This window comes from Aeromonas sp. V90_14 (assembly GCF_029967615.1).
Classification (GTDB): domain Bacteria; phylum Pseudomonadota; class Gammaproteobacteria; order Enterobacterales; family Aeromonadaceae; genus Aeromonas; species Aeromonas hydrophila.
The window spans coordinates 17,824-40,223 of record NZ_JASCAS010000038.1; the positions used below are offsets into that span (position 1 = coordinate 17,824).

General features: G+C 59.5%; 15 protein-coding genes. 10 read left to right on the plus strand and 5 right to left on the minus strand.

All coding sequences use genetic code 11. The annotated features are described in order from the left end of the window. Positions 1–254: 254 nt before the first annotated feature. The 4 genes from guaB to QLG02_RS15830 all read left to right on the plus strand — a co-directional run bounded on the left by guaB (position 255) and on the right by QLG02_RS15830 (position 6,018). The gene (gene guaB / locus QLG02_RS15815; protein WP_011705859.1) at positions 255–1,718 is read left to right on the plus strand and encodes an IMP dehydrogenase; all 1,464 of its coding nucleotides are present in this window, start codon (positions 255–257) and stop codon (positions 1,716–1,718) included. Positions 1,719–1,801: 83 nt separating this feature from the next. Continuing rightward, positions 1,802–3,391, plus strand: coding sequence for a glutamine-hydrolyzing GMP synthase (guaA, locus tag QLG02_RS15820; RefSeq protein WP_016350936.1), 1,590 nt, complete (start codon positions 1,802–1,804; stop codon positions 3,389–3,391). 378 nt (positions 3,392–3,769) lie between these two features. Continuing rightward, complete coding sequence (locus QLG02_RS15825; RefSeq protein ID WP_010633780.1) at positions 3,770–4,042, plus strand: hypothetical protein; 273 nt, start codon at positions 3,770–3,772, stop codon at positions 4,040–4,042. A gap of 371 nt (positions 4,043–4,413) precedes the next feature. Continuing rightward, complete coding sequence (locus QLG02_RS15830) at positions 4,414–6,018, plus strand: DUF6119 family protein (protein ID WP_282465634.1); 1,605 nt, start codon at positions 4,414–4,416, stop codon at positions 6,016–6,018. A 269-nt stretch (positions 6,019–6,287) separates the two neighbouring features. On the opposite strand, the gene QLG02_RS15835 is transcribed toward QLG02_RS15830, so the two are convergent. Both QLG02_RS15835 and QLG02_RS15840 read right to left on the minus strand, forming a co-directional pair. Next, positions 6,288–7,115, minus strand: coding sequence for a methylated-DNA--[protein]-cysteine S-methyltransferase (locus QLG02_RS15835; protein WP_282465635.1), 828 nt, complete (start codon positions 7,113–7,115; stop codon positions 6,288–6,290). A 51-nt stretch (positions 7,116–7,166) separates the two neighbouring features. Further along, positions 7,167–7,931, minus strand: a complete 765-nt coding sequence (locus tag QLG02_RS15840; RefSeq protein ID WP_282465636.1) for an SDR family oxidoreductase — start codon at positions 7,929–7,931, stop codon at positions 7,167–7,169. A gap of 314 nt (positions 7,932–8,245) precedes the next feature. Here QLG02_RS15840 and QLG02_RS15845 point away from each other — a divergent pair, with 314 nt between their 5' ends. Next, entirely contained in the window at positions 8,246–9,595 is a 1,350-nt protein-coding gene (locus tag QLG02_RS15845) for a leucine-rich repeat-containing protein kinase family protein (protein ID WP_282465637.1), read from the plus strand. 216 nt (positions 9,596–9,811) lie between these two features. Further along, positions 9,812–10,465, plus strand: coding sequence for a thiopurine S-methyltransferase (locus tag QLG02_RS15850; protein ID WP_282465638.1), 654 nt, complete (start codon positions 9,812–9,814; stop codon positions 10,463–10,465). A 308-nt stretch (positions 10,466–10,773) separates the two neighbouring features. Here QLG02_RS15850 and QLG02_RS15855 read toward each other — a convergent pair whose 3' ends face one another. After that, positions 10,774–13,548, minus strand: a complete 2,775-nt coding sequence (locus tag QLG02_RS15855) for an insulinase family protein (RefSeq protein ID WP_282465639.1) — start codon at positions 13,546–13,548, stop codon at positions 10,774–10,776. A gap of 162 nt (positions 13,549–13,710) precedes the next feature. On the opposite strand from QLG02_RS15855, the gene sixA reads away from it, so the two are divergent. The 3 genes from sixA to QLG02_RS15870 all read left to right on the plus strand — a co-directional run bounded on the left by sixA (position 13,711) and on the right by QLG02_RS15870 (position 15,636). Further along, positions 13,711–14,178, plus strand: a complete 468-nt coding sequence (gene sixA / locus QLG02_RS15860; protein ID WP_011705868.1) for a phosphohistidine phosphatase SixA — start codon at positions 13,711–13,713, stop codon at positions 14,176–14,178. A 133-nt stretch (positions 14,179–14,311) separates the two neighbouring features. After that, positions 14,312–14,518 carry a DUF1107 domain-containing protein gene (locus QLG02_RS15865; RefSeq protein ID WP_016350921.1) on the plus strand — a complete coding sequence of 69 codons (207 nt, stop codon included), beginning with the start codon at positions 14,312–14,314 and terminating at the stop codon, positions 14,516–14,518. 200 nt (positions 14,519–14,718) lie between these two features. Beyond that, positions 14,719–15,636: a DMT family transporter gene (locus tag QLG02_RS15870; protein WP_282465640.1), complete on the plus strand. Its 918-nt coding sequence runs from the start codon at positions 14,719–14,721 to the stop codon at positions 15,634–15,636. Positions 15,637–15,685: 49 nt separating this feature from the next. On the opposite strand, the gene QLG02_RS15875 is transcribed toward QLG02_RS15870, so the two are convergent. Continuing rightward, positions 15,686–17,302 (minus strand): peptide ABC transporter substrate-binding protein, encoded by a 1,617-nt coding sequence (locus tag QLG02_RS15875; protein WP_282465641.1) that lies wholly within the window; start codon positions 17,300–17,302, stop codon positions 15,686–15,688. A 384-nt stretch (positions 17,303–17,686) separates the two neighbouring features. On the opposite strand from QLG02_RS15875, the gene fbp reads away from it, so the two are divergent. Then, a complete protein-coding gene (gene fbp, locus QLG02_RS15880) occupies positions 17,687–18,721 on the plus strand; it encodes a class 1 fructose-bisphosphatase (protein WP_011705872.1) in 1,035 nt (344 codons plus the stop codon). 217 nt (positions 18,722–18,938) lie between these two features. Here the strand turns inward: fbp and mfd are convergent, their stop codons facing one another. Next, a complete protein-coding gene (gene mfd / locus QLG02_RS15885) occupies positions 18,939–22,400 on the minus strand; it encodes a transcription-repair coupling factor (protein WP_282465642.1) in 3,462 nt (1,153 codons plus the stop codon).

Here is a 22,400-nt window from a genome sequence, read left to right on the forward strand (position 1 = left end):
AACGGGGGAGGGGAAGCGGGGCTGCCTGAAAAAATGAAACGGGAACTTTTTTGCATAAAACCGCAATGAGACAACTCTTTTGTCCCCAAAAGGCTGTTTTGCGACTGAAAATGTTGGTTTTTTAGCGGCTTGGCGGCTGAAAAGGCCAAAACGCCATAAAAAATTCAAAAAACTTCTTTACCAGTGACCAATGCGTGAGTAAACTTCGTCGGCAATATTTTACACCCCCACTTCCTCAACGGTGAGATATTGCCATGCTCAGGATTGCCAAAGAAGCGTTAACCTTCGACGATGTACTGTTGGTTCCCGCCCACTCCGAAGTTCTTCCCAATACTGCCGATCTGCGTACCAAGCTGACCTCTGCCATCAGCCTGAACATCCCCATGATTTCCGCTGCCATGGACACAGTGACCGAAGCCCGTCTGGCTATCGCACTGGCCCAGGAAGGCGGTATCGGCTTTATCCACAAGAACATGTCCATCGAGCAGCAGGCTGCCGAAGTGCGCAAGGTCAAGAAGTACGAGAGCGGCGTGGTCACTGACCCCGTCACCGTACGCCCCGACATGACCATCGCCCAGATCAAAGAGCTGAGCCACAAGAACGGTTTCGCCGGTTATCCGGTGGTGACCGAGGGCAATCAGCTGGTGGGCATCATCACCGGTCGTGATGTGCGCTTCGTGATCGATCTCTCCCAGACTGTCGAACAGATCATGACCCAGAAGGATCGTCTGGTCACCGTGCGTGAAGGCGCCCCCCGCGAAGAGGTGGTTGGCCTGATGCAGAAGCACCGTATCGAGAAGGTGCTGGTGGTCAACGCCGACTTCAAACTCAAGGGCATGATCACCGTCAAAGACTTCCAGAAAGCCGAGCGCAAGCCGAACGCCTGTAAAGATGACAAGGGTCGTCTGCGGGTCGGTGCTGCCGTTGGTGCCGGTGCCGGCAACGAAGAGCGCGTCGCCGCCCTGGTAGAAGCCGGTGTGGACGTGCTGCTGATCGACTCCTCCCACGGCCACTCCCAGGGCGTGCTGGATCGCATCAAGGCGACCCGCGAAGCCTATCCTGATCTGCAGATCATCGGCGGCAACGTCGCCACCGCCGCCGGTGCCAAGGCGCTGGCCGCTGCCGGCGTCAACGCCGTCAAGGTCGGTATCGGCCCGGGCTCCATCTGTACTACCCGTATCGTGACCGGCGTGGGCGTGCCCCAGATCACCGCCATCTCCGACGCCGTCGACGCGCTGGAAGGCACCGGTATCCCGGTGATTGCCGATGGCGGCATCCGCTTCTCCGGTGACGTGGCCAAGGCCATCGCCGCTGGCGCCAGCTGCGTCATGGTCGGCTCCATGTTTGCCGGTACCGAAGAGGCGCCGGGCGAGATCGAGCTCTATCAGGGCCGCTCCTTCAAATCCTACCGTGGCATGGGTTCTCTGGGCGCCATGTCCAAGGGCTCCAGCGACCGCTACTTCCAGACCGACAACGCCGCCGACAAGCTGGTGCCGGAAGGCATCGAAGGCCGCGTGCCGTACAAGGGCCGCCTCAAAGAGATCATCCACCAGCAGATGGGCGGCCTGCGCTCCTCCATGGGGCTGACCGGCAGCGCCACCATCGACGACATGCGCACCAAGGCCGAATTCGTGCGCATCTCGGGCGCCGGGATGAAAGAGTCCCACGTTCACGACGTGACCATTACCAAAGAAGCCCCCAACTATCGGATGGGCTGATAAAACGGGGCTGCGGCCCCGTTTCTCCACCGCTTTTTTATCCCGTGCTTTTTGTGACAACAGCAGCCTGATGCAGGAATAAAATGACTAAAGACATTCACCAGCACCGTATCCTTATCCTCGACTTCGGTTCCCAGTACACCCAGCTGATCGCCCGCCGCGTGCGTGAAATCGGCGTCTACTGCGAACTGTGGGCCTGGGATGTGACCGAAGAGCAGATCCGCGAATTCAATCCGAGCGGCATCATCCTCTCCGGCGGCCCCGAGTCCGTCACCGAAGCGGGCAGCCCGCGCGCCCCCGAGTACGTGTTCAACGCCGGCGTGCCGGTGTTCGGCATCTGCTACGGCATGCAGACCATGGCCGAGCAGCTGGGTGGCAAGGTGCAATCCTCCACCGAGCGTGAGTTCGGTTACGCCAAGGTGGAAGTGCTGGGCAACTCCGGCAAGACCAGTGCCCTCTTGCGCAACATCGAAGATGCCATCGCCGACAACGGCAATGCCCTGCTGGACGTGTGGATGAGCCACGGCGACAAGGTCACCACCATCCCGGCCGACTTCACCACCATCGCCCAGACCGCCACCTGCCCGCACGCCGCCATGGCCAACGAAGCCAAGCGTTTCTATGGCGTGCAGTTCCACCCGGAAGTGACCCACACCCGTCAGGGTGCCCGCATGCTGGAGCACTTCGTCAAAGACATCTGCGGCTGCGAATGCCTGTGGACCCCGGCCACCATCATCGACGACGCCGTTGCCCGCATCCGCGAGCAGGTGGGTGACGACGAGGTGATCCTGGGCCTCTCCGGCGGGGTGGACTCCTCCGTGGTCGCCATGCTGGTGCACCGTGCCATCGGCGATCGCCTGACCTGCGTCTTCGTCGACAACGGTCTGCTGCGCCTGAACGAAGGCCAGCAGGTGATGGAGATGTTTGGCGATCACTTTGGTCTGAACATCGTCAAGGTCGACGCCGAAGAGCGCTTCCTCTCCGCCCTGGCCGGTGAAGATGAGCCGGAAGCCAAGCGCAAGATCATCGGCCGCGTCTTCGTCGAAGTGTTCGACGATGAAGCGAAAAAGCTGAAAAACGCCCGCTGGCTGGCGCAAGGCACCATCTATCCGGACGTCATTGAATCTGCCGCCAGCAAGACCGGCAAGGCCCACGTCATCAAGTCTCACCACAACGTCGGCGGCCTGCCGGAAGAGATGAAGATGGGTCTGGTGGAGCCGCTGCGCGAGCTGTTCAAAGACGAAGTGCGCCGCGTTGGCCTCGAGCTGGGTCTGCCCTACGACATGCTCTACCGTCACCCGTTCCCGGGTCCGGGTCTGGGCGTGCGGGTGCTTGGCGAAGTGAAGAAAGAGTACTGCGATCTGCTGCGCAAGGCCGATGCGGTCTTTATCGAAGAGCTGCGCAAGGCCGACCTCTACAACCAGGTCAGCCAGGCTTTCGCCGTGTTCCTGCCGGTGCGCTCCGTTGGCGTCATGGGCGATGGTCGCAAATATGACTGGGTCATTGCGCTGCGCGCCGTCGAAACCATCGACTTTATGACTGCTCACTGGGCTCACCTGCCGTACGACTTCCTGGGTCACGTGTCGAATCGCATCATCAACGAGATCAACGGCATCTCCCGCGTGGTGTACGACGTCTCCGGCAAGCCGCCTGCAACCATCGAATGGGAATAAGCGGCTAACGCCCTTTCACCCTTCAAGCATAAAAATGTAAAAAAGACGCCCTTGCGGCGTCTTTTCTTTTTCCAATCGTTTGCGCCTCACTTTTCCCCTCGCTAGCCGCTTTCTTGCCTACCTGCCTCTGTCATTTCTGACAGGGGGTGTTTTATGGATCTCGCACTAGGCTCAGCCATGCCAATTGAGACCGACGCCGTGAGGCGGCGGTCGTGGCAGCAGGGGAGGGTGGCGACAGCAACGTCTTCATGTGCACTGTCGACACCGGACATACCAAATCTGGTGTGGCCCCCGGTGGAGTCCGGACACCACTTGAATAAACGGGGCGGAACCCGAACAGCCAAACGAGTAGGGACAAGAGATCACGGAGGGTTTGTTATGTCAGAACAAGCAGTGTTGTTGGGCGGATGGACTGCCTACCACAAGCTGAGCGCCAAAGATCAGGCCGTATTCAACCAGGCGCTGGAAGGATTTGTCGGGGTGCAGTACACCCCCTTTGAAGTCTCTACCCAGGTCGTCGCCGGCACCAACTACCGTTTCAAATGCAAAACCACGGTACCGCTGCCCAACCCGATCCACGGGGAAGCCGTGGTGCAGATCTTCCAGTCCCTGGATGGCTCGGCCCATATTACCTCCATCACCCCGATCTGATTGGGTTGCGGGGCAAGGCGGGGAGGGGAATTGCCTCCAACCTGTTGGCTCCAACACCAAGCAATAAGAAAGACGCCTTAGGGCGTCTTTTCACATCTGAACATTTCCGATGCACTGCAAGTTTTTACTTTTTGATTAATTTGTTGATCTTGCTCAGAAAACGATCATCATCCTCTTTCTCTTGCCTATTTTGCTCCCTAAGATAGTCGTTTGGAGATGACTTCTTTGAAGTCATCTATAACTCAGTCCAGAGCAACAGTGCGGGTCAGAGGCAGCAAACTAGAGGCTGTCGGGCGCTCAAGGGTAGAAGCTGTTATTGGATTAGAACTACTTTTCATCTAATCACGTTAGTTTTTTAATAGGGTACTCCTATGAGCAATACATACAATATTTATAAAGTTAGATCTAATAAATTAGATCCTTTATTAGAAAAAGTTCGGACTGTTGGTCTTGTTGAACAGAAAACTGTTAATAGTATACAATATAGAATGACGTTTTATTTTTCCGAAGAAATTGTAGGGAATGATATATGGTGGTGGAGTACTTATAGAGATTTCTTTTGTGATCATGTAACTAAGCCTCAGAATAAATTCTTTTTTGGTCTGTTGTTATGCACAAGAATTGATAATGAAAACGAAGTTTTTGCTGTTAGCCTAGGAAAGTCGCATTTCTATTTGTCAAAGTTCATTGAGTTAGATTTTGGAATTAACTTGGCAATTAGAATGGCTGATGAAGATACAATCTTATTAAAGAAAAGTAGATATTTTTCAGGAGCAAAAAGACAAGAAATATCCTCGTACGAAAACTTCACAAAAGACAGTTATGATCCTGGAGAATCTGTCGAGCATCTAAAACTAAAAGCTAGCAATAAAGAAATGTGGGGTGATAAGAATATTATATTTGCAGATTCAATTCAAATGGATATAGACAAATCTCCAACGCAATTAGAAGAAATATTTAATTATATCAATGACTCCCTTGCTGATGAGGCGGTGATTAACTTGCCAAAATTAGAAGCGGTCTCTGAAGAAGAAATTATAACAAACTTAGATTCTATTTTATTCACTTCAATTACCGAAGGTATAGCACATGTCGCTGTTGAAGAATTCAGAGTTTATGGAATAAATATCTGTTTTAATTTCCATGAATATAACTATCAACTCTCGTTCAAAAGCAAGAGAAAAACAATATGTAGAAAGGACATTGGGAATACATTAGAAGTTTCGTATTTAAGAGATTTCATTAAAGAAAATCAAAATATTGACAATGTTAATAATTTGAAGGTGCAGTTTAAACGTGAAGATTCTGGGGTGTTTAGTAAGTCAATAAAAGAAGTTATTGATTTTTATGTTGAGTATGAGGGATATAATTATTTTTTGAAACATGGAGAGTGGTATAAGTTTAACCAAACCTTCATGGATTATTTGAAAAAGTCATTAGAATCAATATCTATCACTCAGATGATTCCTTTGGATGAAAGTGAATATATTGCATGGCGAGATGAAAAGGAGCAAAGAATAGGGCAGGGTGAGTTGGTTGATGACAAAATAACTTACCGAGAGTATTTCTTCAATAAGAAACTAAGTCAAGAACACGGCTATGAACTAATGGATCGTCAACTGACAGAAATCGAAAGAATTAATGACAAGAAGAAAAAATACAAACTGGAAATTGCAGATTTGTATAAAGATAATGAAATAATATCTGTCAAAATATCTAAAGACTCTCATGAACTAATTTATAATATTGAGCAATCTAAAGACTCCATAGAACTCATAATGCAACGAGCAATTCCTTTTGATAATGAATTAAAATATGCAGCATTGTGGTTTGTCTTTGAAAATGATGTGGAAAAGATAACAGATATACATTCAATCCAATTTTTGCTTGCGATTGAAGCATGGCAGCAACGAATTAAGTATCACAAATTATTACCGAGGATTTATATTTCTAAACATATAAAGCCTAAGGGGTAATTGGTCTGGGACAACTGCTTAGCCCCACGACAACAATATGCTTAAGGTTCTCTAGGATGTAATGAAATTGCACCCTATGTGGGTCAATCCGATGGGGGGCGGAGTCCCATGTCCGTCCCCAAGGCAACAAAAAGGGGCGATCTGCCCCCCGACTCTGCTAATGCCCTCGCTTTATATCGTGAATGCTCGTTCGGCGCTGCCTGATTGTCTGCTAACTCACCACCAACACTCCTGTTTTCCTCATCAGGCCGAGCAGAAACAGGCCAAGTTTACTCATACCTCGCCGCTTCCCAGGCGTGTATCGCCTGTTTGCGGGTCTCCCCCCAGTGATAGCCGCCGAGTTTGCCGTTTTGCTGGATGACCCTGTGGCAGGGGATCATCAAGGCGACGGGGTTGGCACCCACCGCCAGCCCCACGGCGCGGGCGGCTTTGGGGTTGCCGATGGCACTTGCCACCTGGGCGTAGCTCATCACCTTGGCGGGCGGGATCTGCAGCAGCGCCCGCCAGACGCTGATCTGAAAGTTGGTGCCGCTCACGTGCAGCGAGATGGGGCGATCCGGCGCCTTGCTGCTGTCGAACATGGAGTGGATGACCCCCTGGGTGCGTGATGGCGCCTCCCTCAGTTCTGCCTCTGGCCAGCTCTGGGCGAGGGCGGCCAGCGGCGCATGTGGGGCCTGGTCATCGAGAAACGAGAAGTTGCACACCCCCCGCGGGGTGAGGGCGACGAACGCCTGGCCGAAGGGGGTGTCGTGCACCCCGTGATCGATAACCAGCCCGGCCCCGCGCTGCTTGTACTCGCCCGGCGTCACCGCTTCGAGCTGCACGAAGTGATCGTAGAGCCGCGAGCCGCTGCTAAGGCCCAGGGTATCGGCCACCTCCAGCAGCGGGCGCGACTCCTGCAGCAGCGCCTTGGCCCGCTCCAGGGTCAGCACCTGCAGATAGCGTTTTGGCGTCACCCCGGCCCAGCGGCTGAACAGCCGCTGGAAGTGAAAGGGGCTTAAGTGAACGTGCGCCGCTATCTCGTCCAGGGTGGGCTGGCGCGCCACCTGGCATTCGATAAAACGGATGGCATCGGCGATGCGGGCGTAATCAGACATAAGGCGCTCTCACGATAGGTTTGCAGCCGCAGCATCTTGGGTGCGACAAGGTCATGTGCGACAAATAGATACCCCACCATCGGCCAGCAGGGCAATGCCGGTGGTAAAGCTGGATGCATCGGACGCGAGATAAAGGGCCGAGCGGGCGATCTCCTCCGGTTGAGCCAGCCGTTTGAGGGCATGCATATTCTGCACAAAGGCGAGATTCTCCGGCGTATCGGTAAAGGCTCGTCCCATGGGGGTGTCGGTACCCCCCGGCAGTAGGGCGTTGACCCGCACCCCTTGTGCCCCATATTCGGCAGCCAGCACCTGGGTCAGGCCGATGAGGCCCGCCTTGCTCGCGGCATAGGCCGCCATGCCGGGCAGCCCCAGAGTATGGCCGACGAAAGTGGAGGTAAAGATAAGCGAGCCGCCGCCGCGTGCCTGCATGGCGGGGATCTGGTACTTGGCCCCCACAAAGGCGCTAGTGAGGTTGGTATCCAGGGTTTCCTGCCACTGCGCCAGTTCAAGCGCCGGCACGCTGCCCGGTGTCCCCGTGATGCCGGCGTTGTTGAAGGCGATATCGAGCCCGCCGAAGCGGGTCAGCGCGAGATCCACCAGGGCGCGGGCGTAAGTCTCGCTTCTGACGTCTCCCGCCAGGCTCACCGCCTGTCCCCCCTCATGGCGGATCTCCTCCACCAGCAGATCCAGCTCGGGCTGGCGGCGGGCGCCGACGACGACGCTGGCCCCTTCCCGGGCAAACAGGATGGCGCTGGCGCGGCCGATGCCGGAGCTGGCACCGGTGATGATGGCGACCTTGTTGGACAGTAATGACATGGCAGTTCCCTCGCAGGTGTGTTGTGCGGGCGCACAGGGTTGGCAGTGGGTTGAAACCTCAATAGATTCAACCCCACTCTGGTTTGACCCCACTATGGCAACCGGCCCTCGCTGACACGACCCGGATCTTGCTCTCTTTGCCCCCCTATCACGGTACCGTGCGCCGATGCAGGCCCTTGCGGCAACAAAACAGGGGATCTTCGGCCGTCATTCTCTATAATGCCCCCTCTTTTTTTGACTGCCGGTTTGACTGCTGGGCCAACCACCGGCAGCGCCGTTGGCCGCGAACCGGCCACCCCGATAGAGACGATGTCATGCATACCCTGGAACAGCTGCGCGCAGGTGAACTCTGCGGCGCCCGCCACCTCAAACTCGCCGAAAACCTGACGGAGTTCCCGCCCGAGATCCTGGCTCTCAAAGAGACGCTGGAGGTGCTGGATCTCACCGGCAACCAGTTGAGTCGGCTGCCTGACGAGCTGGCCGAGTTCAGCAAGCTGCGCATCATTTTCTGCTCCGAGAACCGCTTTACCGAGCTGCCCGAGGTGCTGGGACGCTGCCCGGCGCTCACCATGGTGGGCTTCAAGGCCAACCAGATCGCCACTGTGCCTGCCACGTCGCTGCCGGCGGGGCTGCGCTGGTTGATCCTGACCGACAACGCGGTGGAGCAGCTGCCCGATGAGCTGGGTCAGTGCGGCGCCCTGCAAAAGCTGATGCTCTCGGGCAATCGCCTGCGCGAGCTGCCGGCAACCCTCGCCAACTGCCAGCGTCTGGAGCTGGTGCGCATCGCCGCCAACCGGCTCGACGCGCTCCCGGATTGGCTGGTGAGGCTGCCGCGCCTCGCCTGGCTGGCGTATGCGGGCAACCCCTTCAGCGACAAGCAGGAGCAGCGGCTGGGCCAGTGCGCCTCGGTGGCCGACATCCCGTGGGATTCACTTAAGGTGGGCGGGCTGCTGGGGCAGGGGGCATCCGGTGTCATCCATCGCGCGGAGCTGGCCACGCCGGCGGGGCCGCGGGCGGTGGCGGTCAAGTGCTTCAAGGGGGCCGTGACCAGTGATGGGCTGCCCCGCTGCGAGCTGGCGGTGTCGCTGGCGGCCGGTCGTCATCCCCATCTGGTCGGGGTCGAGGGGCGGGTGGGCGATCACCCCTCCGGCATTCCTGCGTTGGTGATGGCGCTGATAGACCCTGATTTTATCAACCTGGCGGGGCCGCCGAGCCTGGACTCCTGCACTCGCGATATCTATCAAGCCGATGCCCGCTTTACCCCGGCTGCGCTGCTGGCCATGGCGCAGGGGGTGGCGAGCGCCGCGCTGCATCTGCACGGGCGCGGCATCCTGCACGGCGATCTCTACGCCCACAACATGCTGCTCTCCTTGCAAGAGGAGGGGCGGCTGCTGCTAGGGGATTTCGGCGCCGCCTCCTGTTATGAGCGAACCGATGGTGAGCTGGCCGGCTTGCTGGAGCGACTGGAAGTGAGAGCCTTCGGCTGCCTGCTGGAAGAGCTGCTGGCCCGCTGTGCCCCTTGTGATGACAGGCTGGATGCCCTGCATGCGCTGGTGGATGACTGTCTCTCCGAGGTGGTGGCGGCGCGCCCCGACTTTGCCGAGATTGCGGCCAGGCTTGCTGCGGTGACGGCGGTCAGGTGCGCCGAGCCGGCTTTGCAGTGATCCGGCCCACCCTGCCGTCGCTGTAGTAAGCAGGTGGAAAGCAGGCGAAAAAGAGCAGGAGTGGATGACAAAAAGATGTCAAAAGGGGGCCTTCGGGCCCTTTTTTGTTTTGTTCCGCTTTTCTGGACAAAAGTTGCGGCTGCCGCCTTGTTGGTGCTTGCGTGCAGCGGGCTAAGTTGTGATATTGAGGCATCTTTACATGACAGGGGTGACTGGATGGAAGCGGCTTTTTGGCATCAGCGTTGGGAAGAGAACCGGATCGGCTTTCATCAGGCGGATTTCAATCGCTGGCTGCAATCCTGGTGGTCGGCCCAGCAGCAGGGCGAGCCCGTGCTGGTGCCCCTGTGCGGCAAGTCCCGCGACATGCTCTGGCTGAGCGGGCAGGGCCATCCGGTCGACGGGTTCGAGCTCTCGTCCGTCGCCATCAACAGCTTTTTCAGCGAGAACACGCTGAACGACACAGTTAGTGCCGAGGGGCCCTATCAGTGCCATCAGCACGACAGCCTGCGCATCTATGAGGGGGATTTTTTCGCCGCCTCCGAACTTGGCCGCCGCTATCGGCTGGCCTACGACAGGGCAGCCCTCATCGCCCTGCCGACCGCTATGCGCCGTCAATATGCCGAACTGATGAGCCGGCTTATCGAGGCGGGTGGTCAGATCCTGCTGGTGACTCTGGAATATCAGCCTGAGCAGCAGCGCCAGCCGCCGTTCTCGGTGGGGGAGATGGAAGTGCGCACCCTGTTCGAGCGCCACTTCCAGGTCGAGGTGCTGGGGCGAGCGGCCGAACTCGATCACCCCAGGGTGCTGTCGGGCCAGCTCTCCTACTTCGACGAGGTGGCCTATCGGCTGGTGCGCCGTCCAGAGGCTTGACCAAAAGCGTGAGCTGAGGCGATAAAACTGGCCATAAAGCTGCAGCTGGTTGACTCTTTATTACCTCCTTTGACATAGATCAACGTGACAAGGGAGGGGAGTGCCTAAGATGAGCCTGTTTCTCAATCACTGTTGTCATCGGCAGGCGCGCTCTGGTTTGGGACTGCCCGCCGACCATCAACTCAGTGTCTGATTTTCACGCTCATGTTCACTTTTGGCGGCTCTGGTCGCAATTGATTATGGTTTTTCCAGCCGACCCCACGGGGTCGGCTTTTTATTGGCTGCCAGAAGGGGAACAGACGGCCTGATCAGGCCTCGAAGGTGGCGGCATTGAGCCGGAACGCGCGGGGGTCGTCGATGAACTGGCCGGTGATGCGCTCGTCGTGCTCGTGGCCCTGGCCATAGCTGCAGAGGATCAGCCGATCCGATGTTCTCGATCTCAGCTGGGTGATAAAGCGCACCAGATCGGCGCGGCTCAGGTTACCGACCTCCTCGCACACCCTTTCGCGCTGATCAAAGCCGAGATCCTTGTTGCCGATGCTGACCCACAGCCGCTGGCCGCGACTGCGCAGGTTGGCATCCCGCTCACTCAGCTGGGCCTGCAGGCCCGCCTTGCTGTCCTGCCACTGCCGGGCGGTGAGCTCGAGCATGGCCAGCGGAAACAGGTCGATGAACTCCTCCACCGCATCCAGCAGGATCTGCGGCCCGGCTACCGGCGACTGGATGTAGAAGATGAGGCCGGGATGGCGGTTGAGGGGCAGGTTGCCGGCCCCCACCACGTAACCGAGCTGCTGACGGGTGCGCAGCTCGTGAAAGAAGGTGGAGGACATGATGTGGTTGGCCAGGGTGAAGCAGGCCAGATCCCGCGCCCGGGTGGTGCGCGACTGGTAATAGACCAGCAGAGCCGAGTCTTCATGCTCGCAGCCCTGTTCGCGAATGAGGGTGCCCCTGTCCTGAATGGAGATGAGCGGGCGGCGGGTCTCGGCACTGGGCTGGCTGTTGACGCCGAGGTGGCGCTCCAGCAGGGCGGCGAGCTCGAGGGCCTCGGCGGCGGTCCAGTCACCGTGCACCAGGGTCTCTACGTGCACCTCGGCAAAGAGACTCGCCACGAAGGCGGGCATCTCGCCCAGCTCGACGCTGCGCAGGTGGCGCAGCAACTGCTCGAACGGCGGGTTGTTGGGCTGCAGCAGGCTGGTGAGCTGGTTGAACAGCTGGGAGATGGGGCGCGCCTTGGACTGGTTGTCCCAGTTGCGGATGAGCTGCTCTTTGATTTCGGCAAAGCGGGCCGGATCCGGGTAACCCAGGGTGCGGTTGCCGAGGATCATGTCGAGCAGCAGCGGCTGCTTGTCGGCAAAGCCGCTCAGGTTGATGGTAAAGCCGCCCTGGTGGGCATAGATCTGATAACCGAGCCCCGCCAGCTCCGCCGGGTAGGTGAGGGCGTTGAGGTGGTCGGTGAGCAGCTCCACCGCGAGGCGAGCCATGGCGATGTGGCGCGGGCTCTTGACCGCGTGCTCGCTGTCGATGGAGATGTAGAGGTTGCCCTTGGGCACGCTGAACTGATGCTCGTGCAGGTGCCAGAGCCGAAAACCGGGCCGATCAATCAGGCAGGCGGGCATGTCGGCGGTGAGCTCGGGCGTGCGCACATCGAGTCGGTTGCTGATGAAGGGGTTGGGCAGCGGCAGGGCCAGCGCCGGATCCGGTTCGCTCTGCTGCCAGCGGATCTTCTCCGCCTCGGTGATGGTGGTCACGCTGTAGGGGGTCTGATACCAGCGGGCCAGCCGGTCCGTGCCGAGCTCCGGCGCCGTGATGGTCAGGCGCAGGTTGTGGGGGGTGAGCTTGGCGAGCAGGCGGCGAATGAGCGGCTCGTCGTATGCGCACATCATGTAGTCGCCGTAGAGCAGGTCATCGGGAGCGTAGCTGAACAGGTTCAACACCAGCCCGGAGACGGTGTCGAGCGCCCGGCCCCGCTCCTGAAAGCGGAAGGCGGACTCAAGCACGGTGCGCTTCTCGTCATAGCGCCAGGCTTCCACCCCGCCGCGCTCGATGAGCTTCAAGTAGCCGAACAGGGCCGCCACTATCTCGTTGACGTGTTCGAGCCCGAGCGGGGTCAGGCCGAAATTGACGCCAAAATCCTTGAAGTTGGCGCCGCTGATGCCACCGCCGGCGGAGAGCTGATTGACCCAGCCCTTCGCCTTGAGCAGGGAGAGCAGGCTGCCGTCTCCTTCGTAACCGATGAGGTGGCTCAGGAAGGTGAGGGGCTTCTTGTCGTAATACTCGTCCACGTTGGGCAACGGGAAGGTGAGCGCGAGTTTGCGGGTCTCCTTGACCGGGTTGATCTGGATGCGAATGCCCAGGTCATCGAGCCGGTAGAGGGGCATCTCGAGGGTCGGCGTTCCCAAATTGCGATTCAAAATGGGAGCGAAAAAGCGATCGCACCAGTCGAGCTGGGTCTCGATGGTGGCTGGCGAGATCATCACCAGCGCCATGCGATCCGAGCTGTAGTGGGTTTCGTAAAACCGGATGAGGTCGGAGCGCAGATCCCGACCGGGCAGATCGGCCAGGGTATCCAGATTGCCCACCGAGAATTTGGCGAAGGGGTGGGCGGGATTGACCGTCTCCTTATGTACCTGGTAGCTGCGGCGCACGTCGTCCTGCAGCTTGAGGCGGTATTCGGAGTCGACCGCGTTGCGCTCCTTGTCCACCCACTCGGGATCGAAGGTGGGGCAGATGAAGAACTGGGAGAAGCGATCCAGCCCGGCCTCGAAGAAGCCGTTGTCGATCTCGAAGAAGAAGTTGGTGAACTCGGTGCCGGTCCAGGCGTTGTTGCTGCCGCCATGGCGGCTCATAAATTGCTGGTATTCACCAGGTTTGGGATAGGTGCAGGTGCCAAGGAACAGCATATGCTCAAGGAAATGAGCCATCCCCTGCCGGTCCGCCGGATCGTCGAAGTGGCCGGTGTTGACGGCCAGGGAGGCGGCAGACTTGTCGGTGTCGGGATCGCAGATCAACAAGACCCTGAGCCGGTTTGCCAGCTCCAGATAGTGGTACTGCCGATGGTCGTTGGGACTGGCATATGGGCTCATTGGCGCGTGACTCTTGTTGGATTTATTTGAATTTAAACATGATTATCGACCCCGCTACCCGGTGAGGCAAACCCTTTTCTGAGAGGTAGCGCAATTGTTTCCCCCGGCATGGCGGGGTAAGATCCCCCCGCTATCAAAACAGGCCCGTTGGGCGAGGTTGTAATGAAAATCTACATCATGCGTCATGGCCAGGCTGGCATGAATGCGAAAACAGATGAACAGCGTCCACTGACCGAGCAGGGAATCGAAGAGTCCATCCACATGGCCCGCTGGCTGGCCCCTCAGCTTGGCGACAAGCTGGATCGGGTGATCCACAGCAACTATCTGCGCGCCAAACAAACCTGGCAGAGCATATGCAGTGAATTACCCAAGGCAGGGGCCGTCGAAGAGAGTGGTGACATCACCCCCTATGGCGATCCGGCCTTCGTGGCGAGTTACCTCACCGCGCTGGCGGCCAAGCACGACAGCATCCTGATGGTGAGCCACCTGCCGCTGGTGGGATATCTGGTGCAGAGCCTCTGTCCGGCAGCCGGTGCCCCCATGTTTGCCACCTCAGGCCTGGCCTGTATCGAGTGGCAAGATGGCAAGGGGGTCTTGCTCTGGTTGGAAGGACCACATACAATACGCTAAAAGTTAATAAAAAGTTATAGATTGGTTTTTTGGGGAAGAGAGTCGCGATTTTTTCGGATTTTTATACAGAATTTACGGAATTATTTCGCAGAAGCTGCTGTCATACGGATACAACTGCAAGAGGTTGCAAACGATGAGAGTGTTCAAGAAGTACCTGCCGCTGATGGTGGCAAAACATGTCAAAACCTTCTTCAAGGGGCGGATTTACATCCACGGCAGAGGACGCTTTGACTTCCAGTCCGGCCTGCTGATGATGCCCACGTCGGCGGACATTCCCCACCGTCAGACCGTGGTCGAGGTCAACGAGTTGATCTCGAGACTGCACATGGATGCGGCGTGATTGCTTCGTCACCTCGCTGATCCGCGTCATGCCCGCCACCGTGCGGGCATGACTGTTTTTGGGCCCACGGCGGCCTCTTCAGCGCTGTTCGACCCCCTTTTTGTCAGCCAATTCTGCCCTGGCGGCGCGGTGCTTGCTAATCCTGTTGACCCCCCTATACTGCCGCCAGAAATACCCGCTGCTTTTTTCTGGATATAGCGATGCCACTTGCCTTCTTGTTTCCCTTCTCGTGCATGGCCATCTGGGCCGGCAACGCCATCGTCAGCAAACTGGCGGTGGGGGTGCTCTCGCCGGCGGCGCTGGCCTGGTCGCGCTGGATGGTGGCCGCCATCATCTTGACGCCGTTCCTTGCGCACCGGGCTTGGCGGGATCGCGCCAAGCTGCGCGCCGGCTTCTATCAGCTGGCGGCGCTGGCCCTGCTCGGCATGGTGCTCAACCAGACCTTCGGCTATTACGCGGCGCAGACCCTGGGGGCCACCGAGATCGGCCTGATGATGGGGCTGACTCCGCTGATGACGGTGCTGCTCAGCATCTGGTTGCTGCGCGAGCGCCCCACCTGGGGGGCGCTGCTTGGCGGCGTTATCTCCATCCTGGGGTTGGCGATCTTGCTGGGGCAGGGGGATCCCGCCCGCCTCTTTACCCAGGGCATCCACATCGGCTCCGTCTACATGCTGCTGTCGGCGGGCACCTATGCGCTCTACAGCGTATTGCTCAAGAAGTGGGATCTGGGGCTCGACAACTGGTCCATGCTCTACGGCCAGGTGCTCTGCAGCCTGCTGTTTCTCACCCCGTTCTACCTGCTGATGGACGGGCAGTGGCCGGACGGCCGGGCGCTCTGGCTGATCCTCTATGCGGGGATCCCGACCTCGGCCCTGTCGCCCTGGCTGTGGATGCAGGGCATCGCCCTGCTCGGGGCAAGTCGCACCGCCATCTTCATGAACCTGTTGCCGGTGATGACCGCCGCTCTGGCCATCAGCTGGCTCGGTGAGAGATTGACCAGTTATCATCTGATCGGCGGCGGCATGACCCTGTTTGGGGTGCTGCTGGCCCAGTTGCTGGTGCAGCCTGTGGTGCTGCGCCGGCGCAGGGTGGCACTGGCCGCCTGCCGGGACGAGTGAGAAAAAAGACCGCCGAAAGGCGGTCTTTTTGTCTGCAGGGTAGCGAACCTTATTGCGCGGTCAGATAGAGATCTTTCGAGTAGACCAGATCCTGCGGGTTCTGATAGGGGTAGCCCTTGATGTTGGGTTTGAGCAGGCGGGACTTGACGTAGAAATAGACCGGGGCGATGGGCGCTTCTGCATCGATCAGGGCCTCGGCCTGCTGATAGAGCTGGTTGCGTTCGGCCGGATCCCTGGCGTCATGGGCCTTGGCCAGCAGGGCATCATACTGCTTGTTGAACCACTTGCCGCTGTTGGCGCTACTGCTGGAGGTCATGATGTCGAGGAAGGTGGAGGCATCGTTGTAATCCCCGTTCCAGGCGTAGCGGCTGACCCCGAAGTCCCCTTCGTTGAGGGCCGACACCATGGTCTTCCACTCCATGTTGTTGAGCTTGGCCTGCACCCCCAGGTTGTGCTTCCACATGGAGGAGATGGCTAGCGCTATCTTCTTGTGCCCCTCGTTGGTGTTGTAGAGGATGTCCACATCCAGCGGCTTGCCAGGGCCATAACCCGCTTCGGCGAGCAGCGCCTTGGCCTGCTTGATCCGCTCCTCCTTGCTCATCTGCTCGCTGGCCGGTCGCTTGAGCTCGAAGCCGTCCACTATGGGCGGCGTCAGGCTGAAGGCGGAGATCTGGCCCTGCCCCAGGATCTTCTCGGTGATGGTGTCCCGGTCGATGGCCAGGGAGAGCGCCTTGCGCACCTTGGGGTTGTCGAACGGTTTGCGCTGGGTGTTGAACACGTAGTAGTAGGTGGCCAGGGTCGGCACGCTTACCAGTTCCTGCGGGCTCTGCTGCTTGAGCTGCTTGTACTGCTCGAGCGGATAGCTGGTGTAGTGCAGCTCGCCGGCGCGATAGCGGTTGTAGGCGGCGGTGTCGGAGACGATCTCCAGATAGAACACCTTGTTCAGCACCGTATGCTGGTTGTCCCAGTAATGGGGGTTGCGCTCGGAGATGAGACGCTCGTTGGGGGTCCACTCCTTGAGCACGAAGGCTCCGTTGGAGACGATGTTGCCCGGCTTGACCCACTCATGACCGAACTTCTCGATGGTCGCCCTCGGCGCCGGGAAGGTGGTGTAGTGGGAGAGGGTCTTCAGGAAAAAGGGCACCGGGTTTTTCAAGGTGATCTGCAGGGTATGGGCATCGAGCGCCTTGATGCCCAGCGTATCCGGGCTCTGCTTGCCCTGAATGACCTCGGCGGCATTGGTGACGCCGGTCAGCTCGATGAACCAGGCGTAGTTGGAGGCATTCTTGGGATCCGCCGCCCGCTGCCAGCCATAGACGTAATCGGCCGCCGTTACCGGCTCGCCGTTGGACCATTTGGCATCGGGTCTGAGCTTGAAGGTGTAGACGGTGCCCGTGGAGTCGAGCTCGTAGCCAAGGGCGCCGGCAGGCTGCAGCTTGCCGTCCCCGTCCAGGGTGTAGAGCCCCTCGAACAGATCGTTGACGATTTCGCTGCCCGCGCTCTCTTCCACCATCTGGGGGTCGATGGAGGCGGGTTCGGTAGCGATGTTGCGGATGAAGGTTTGCTGTTCTGCCGGCAGCAACTGGGTACCGGTCGGTACCTGGGCTGCCAGGGCGGGGAGTGCGAACAGGGCGGCAACCGTGCCGGCAATGAGTGTCCTTTTCATTGAATATCCTTATGTTTTTTTGCTTCCAAAGCCGGGCCAGTGTGCGGGATTGATGGCGAGATCTCAAGAGGCAGACAGGTCCCCCATGGCATGTGTCCCAGATAGGGGGCATGGCGGGGATCTTGCCACCCTCATGGCGACATCTTCGTGAGTTTTTGCCACGAATTAACATCGAAAAAGTTACCGATTGAAACCAGTTTGAGGGCGGTTTCGGGCGAAAAAGGCGGGGGAGATGTGCGTTTATTCAGCGGCTTAATTCGCTGCAAAAACAAAAAACAGGCGTTACATTAGGTTACAAAACAAGGCTGCCGAGGATCGGCACTTTTTTTGTCTATGCGTGCAAACGTTTTCAAGGCCAACGGAAACGATCTTAAAGGAACAATAATGCGAAACATGATCACCATGGGCGAGTTCATCGTCAAAAAGCAGGCGGATTATCCCACCGCGACCGGCGAGCTGACCTCGCTGCTCAGCTCCATCCGCCTGGCCGCCAAGGTGGTGAACCGGGAGATCAACAAGGCGGGGCTGGCGGACATCATCGGCTCCATGGGCGCTGAAAACGTGCAGGGCGAGGTGCAGCAGAAGCTGGACGTCTACGCCAACGAGCGCTTCAAGGCGGCGCTGGAAGCCCGTGGCGAAGTGTGTGGCATGGCCTCCGAAGAGGAGGAAGACTTCGTCTCCTTCGATTCCGAGCTCTCCCGTCACTCCAAGTACGTGGTATTGATCGACCCACTCGATGGCTCCTCCAACATCGACGTCAACGTCTCCGTCGGCACCATCTTCTCCATCTACCGCCGGGTCAGCAAGCCGGGCGCCGGCGTCACCCTGGAAGACTTCCTGCAGCCGGGCAACCGCCAGGTCGCCGCCGGTTACGTGGTCTACGGCTCCTCGACCATGCTGGTCTACACCACCGGCTTTGGCGTCAACGGCTTTACCTACGACCCCTCCATCGGCTGCTTCTGCCTCTCCCACGAGAACATCCGCATTCCGGAGGAGGGCAAGATCTACTCCATCAACGAGGGCAACTACATCAAGTTCCCGGACGGGGTGAAGAAGTACCTCAAATATTGTCAGGAGCGGGACGAGGCGACCCACCGTCCTTACACTTCCCGCTACATCGGCTCTCTGGTCTCCGATTTTCACCGCAACCTGCTCAAGGGCGGCATCTACATCTATCCGTCCGGCACCAACTCGCCGAACGGCAAGCTGCGTCTGCTCTATGAGTGCAACCCCATGGCGTTTTTGGTGGAGCAGGCCGGTGGCAAGGCATCAGACGGCTTTGGCCGGATCATGGACATCCAGCCCACCGCGTTGCACCAGCGTACCCCCTATTTCGTGGGCTCCACCAAGATGGTGGATCGGGCCGAGGCCTTTATGCGCGAGTTCTCGTCCCATGAGGATCCGGCTAATCAGGGTTGATCATCAGAGGTGTAGGTTGGTGCTGAGCGCAGCGAAGCCCAACGTTTACCGGTGCGATTCCCTCTCCCTCTGGGAGAGGGCAGGGTGAGGGGAATGGTTTTCACTGCCCCCCTCATCCCCGACCCTTCTCCCACAAGGGGAGAAGGGAGACGCTCGTCACCAGCCAACATAAACAAAACGGGAGCCACAGTGGCTCCCGTTTTGTTTCGCTTTCCGCCTACAGGCTGTTGTTGGCCAGATCCGCCAGCAGGCCGTCCACCAGCTTGAGGCGCATGGCCCTGTCCTGGGTCGGCACCTGGAAGCGCAGCCGGGTCGGCCCGTCCATCTTGTAGATGCGCGGCTGCTCCGAGAGCAGCCTGACCAGATAGGCAGGGTTGACCTTGGTTTCCTGGGTAAAGTCCAGATAGCCACCGCGCTCGCTCATCTCCACCCGGCGAATGCCCAGCGCTGTGGCGCGCTGGCGGAAGGTGGCCAGTTCCAGCAGGGTTTTGGTCGGCTCCGGCAACAGGCCGAAGCGATCGATCAGCTCCACCTTCAGTTCGCGCAGCTCCTGCTCGTCCGCCGCACTGGCGATCCGCTTGTACATGGAGAGGCGCATGTTGACGTCCGGGATGTAGTCGTCCGGCAACAGCGCCGGCAGGCGCAGTTCCACCTCGGTGTGCTGGCTCATGAGTTGTTCCAGCGACGGCTCCCTGCCCGATTTCAGCGCCTCGACCGCCTGCTCCAGCATCTCCATGTAGAGGGTGAAGCCGACCGATTCAATCTGGCCGCTCTGATCGTCGCCGAGCAGTTCGCCGGCGCCGCGGATCTCCAGATCGTGGGTGGCCAGCGCAAAGCCGGCGCCGAGATCTTCCAGCGACGCAATGGCCTCCAGCCGCTTGGCCGCATCCTTGGTCATCAGCTTGGGATGAGGGGTGAGCAGGTAGGCATAGGCCTGATGGTGGGAGCGACCGACCCGACCTCGCAGTTGGTGCAGTTGGGCCAGACCGAGATGATCCGCCCGATCCATGATGATGGTGTTGGCGCTCGGCACGTCGATGCCGGTCTCGATGATGGTGGTGCAGACCAGCAGGTTGAAGCGCTGGTGGTAGAAGTCCGACATCACCCGCTCGAGCTCGCGCTCGCGCATCTGGCCGTGGGCGATGCCGATGCGCGCCTCCGGCACCAGCTCGGCAAGATCCGCCGCACATTTTTCGATGCTCTCCACGTCGTTGTGCAGGTAGTAGACCTGGCCGCCGCGCTTCAATTCCCGCAGCACCGCCTCGCGGGTGACCGCCGGCTCTTGCTGGCGCACGAAGGTCTTGATGGCTAGCCGTTTGGCGGGTGGGGTGGCGATGATGGAGAGATCCCGCATGCCCGACATCGCCATGTTGAGGGTACGCGGAATGGGGGTGGCGGTGAGGGTGAGGATGTCCACATCGGCCCGCAGCGCCTTGATCTTCTCCTTCTGGCGCACCCCGAAGCGATGCTCCTCGTCGACGATGAGCAGCCCCAGATCCTTGAAGGTAAGCTCGGCGCCCAGCAGCTTGTGGGTGCCGATGATGATGTCGACCTTGCCCTCGGCCAGCTCTTTCATCACGGCGGTCTGCTCCTTGGCGGAGCGGAAGCGGCTGAGCACCTCGACCCGCACCGGCCAGTTGGCGAAGCGGTCGCGGAAGTTGTCGTAGTGCTGCTGGGCGAGCAGGGTGGTGGGCACCAGCACGGCCACCTGCTTGCCGCCGTGCACTGCCACGAAGGCCGCCCGCATCGCCACTTCGGTCTTGCCGAAGCCCACGTCGCCGCACACCAGCCGATCCATGCTCTTGGCCTGGCACATGTCGCCGAGCACCGCATTGATGGCGTTGAGCTGGTCATCGGTCTCCTCGAACGGGAAGCCGGCGGCAAACTGGCGATAGGCCTCGCGGTCGTGTTTGAAGGCAAAGCCGTGACGGGCCGCCCGCATGGCATAGACATCCAGCAGCTCGGCTGCCACGTCGCGCACCTTTTCGGCCGCCTTGCGCCGGGCCTTGACCCAGGCCTCGCCGCCGAGCTTGTGGCTGGGCGGGTTGTCCGAGCCGGTATAACGGCTGATCAGGTGCAAACTGGTGACCGGCACGAACAGCTTGTCGCCGCCGGCATATTCCAGGGTCAGAAACTCGGTGGGCAGGCCGCCGGCATCGATGGTTTCCAGCCCCAGATAGCGGCCGACCCCGTGATCCAGGTGCACCACCGGCTGACCCTGGGTCAGCTCGCCGAGGTTGCGGATCACCGCATCCGAGCTCAGGTTCTTGCTCTTCTCCCGTTGCCGTTTGCTGCGGATCTTGCCGCCCAGCAGTTCGGTCTCGGTGATGAGCGCCAGCTCCTCTTGCCCCGGCTCTCGCAGCAAAAAGCCGCGCTCGAGCGGTGCCACCAGCAGGCCGTGACGGGCCTTGCTGGTGATGAAGGCATCGAGTGACGCGAACTCCTTGGGCTGCAGCGCGATGCGGGCCAGCAGGTCGCCCAGCACCTCGCGCCGCCCCTCGGACTCCACCGCAAACAGGGTGCGCCCGGCAAAACCTTGCAGGAACTGGTTGAGCGCCAGCAGCGGCTGCTCCTTGCTGTGATCGAGTTGCAGCTCGGGCAGCGCCGAGATGGGCAGGTCGTGCTGGCCCGCATCACCGGCGGTGGGGGCCTCCTGCAGCCGCACGGCCGCGTACTGGCCGAGCGCCGCAAACAGCTGCTCCACCGGCAGGTAAATCTGTTGGGGTGGCAGCAGGGGACGGGTATTGTCCCAGCGTCTGTCCTCGTAGCGTTGAGCGATGTCGTTCCAGAAGCGCTGGGCGGCGGGGTAGATCTCCCCCACGGTCAGCAGCAGGGTGTTCTCCGGCAGGTGGTCAAACAGGTTGGCGGTCTGCTGGAAGAAGAGCGGCAGATAGTACTCGATGCCGGCCGGCCAGCGCCCCTTGCTCACCTCCTGATAGACGGAGCCCTCGGCGCGGGAGATCTCGAACTGTTCACGATACTGGCCGCGAAACAGCTCGATGGCCCCCTCGTCGGTGGGAAACTCCCGGGCCGGCAACAGGCTGACGCTCTTGACCGGCTCGCTGGAGCGCTGGGTCTCGGGGTCGAACGGGCGGATGGAGTCCACCTCGTCGTCGAAGAAGTCGATGCGATAGGGGCTGCTACTGCCCATGGGGAAGAGATCGAGCAGAGAGCCGCGGGCGGCAAATTCGCCGTGCTCCAGCACCTGCTCCACCGCCACATAGCCCGCCTCGGCGAGGCGCGCACGCAACTGCTGCAGATTGAGGCGCTGACTGCTTTTCACCATCAGGCTGTATTTGTCGAGATAGACCCGGGGCGCCGTGCGCAGCATCAGGGTGGAGATGGGCACGATCAGCACGCCGCTGCTCATCTGCGGCAGCTTGTAGAGGGTCTCGAGCCGCTGGGAGATGATGTCCTGATGGGGGGAGAAGGTGTCGTAGGGCAGGGTCTCCCAGTCCGGGAACAGCAGCACCGGACAGCCGGTGTCGGCCAGCAGGTATTGCAGTTCCTGTTCGAGGCGCAGGGCACTCGGGGTATCGGCGGTCACCAGCAGGACGGGGCGATGAGCCTCCTGGGTGAGGCGGGCGGCCATCAGCGAGAGGCTGCTGCCTGTCAGCTGGCCGAGCGTTAACTTTTGGCCCGCCTTGGCGGGCAAGGCGGGAAGCTTCATTGGCATCAT

Bases quoted from the DNA above. Each gene is read 5' to 3' on its own strand.
- guaB (WP_011705859.1), top strand. From the start codon at position 255: ATGCTCAGGATTGCCAAAGAAGCGTTAACCTTCGACGATGTACTGTTG.
- guaA (WP_016350936.1), top strand. From the start codon at position 1,802: ATGACTAAAGACATTCACCAGCACCGTATCCTTATCCTCGACTTCGGT.
- QLG02_RS15825 (WP_010633780.1), top strand. From the start codon at position 3,770: ATGTCAGAACAAGCAGTGTTGTTGGGCGGATGGACTGCCTACCACAAG.
- QLG02_RS15830 (WP_282465634.1), top strand. From the start codon at position 4,414: ATGAGCAATACATACAATATTTATAAAGTTAGATCTAATAAATTAGAT.
- QLG02_RS15835 (WP_282465635.1), bottom strand. From the start codon at position 7,115: ATGTCTGATTACGCCCGCATCGCCGATGCCATCCGTTTTATCGAATGC.
- QLG02_RS15840 (WP_282465636.1), bottom strand. From the start codon at position 7,931: ATGTCATTACTGTCCAACAAGGTCGCCATCATCACCGGTGCCAGCTCC.
- QLG02_RS15845 (WP_282465637.1), top strand. From the start codon at position 8,246: ATGCATACCCTGGAACAGCTGCGCGCAGGTGAACTCTGCGGCGCCCGC.
- QLG02_RS15850 (WP_282465638.1), top strand. From the start codon at position 9,812: ATGGAAGCGGCTTTTTGGCATCAGCGTTGGGAAGAGAACCGGATCGGC.
- QLG02_RS15855 (WP_282465639.1), bottom strand. From the start codon at position 13,548: ATGAGCCCATATGCCAGTCCCAACGACCATCGGCAGTACCACTATCTG.
- sixA (WP_011705868.1), top strand. From the start codon at position 13,711: ATGAAAATCTACATCATGCGTCATGGCCAGGCTGGCATGAATGCGAAA.
- QLG02_RS15865 (WP_016350921.1), top strand. From the start codon at position 14,312: ATGAGAGTGTTCAAGAAGTACCTGCCGCTGATGGTGGCAAAACATGTC.
- QLG02_RS15870 (WP_282465640.1), top strand. From the start codon at position 14,719: ATGCCACTTGCCTTCTTGTTTCCCTTCTCGTGCATGGCCATCTGGGCC.
- QLG02_RS15875 (WP_282465641.1), bottom strand. From the start codon at position 17,302: ATGAAAAGGACACTCATTGCCGGCACGGTTGCCGCCCTGTTCGCACTC.
- fbp (WP_011705872.1), top strand. From the start codon at position 17,687: ATGCGAAACATGATCACCATGGGCGAGTTCATCGTCAAAAAGCAGGCG.
- mfd (WP_282465642.1), bottom strand. From the start codon at position 22,400: ATGATGCCAATGAAGCTTCCCGCCTTGCCCGCCAAGGCGGGCCAAAAG.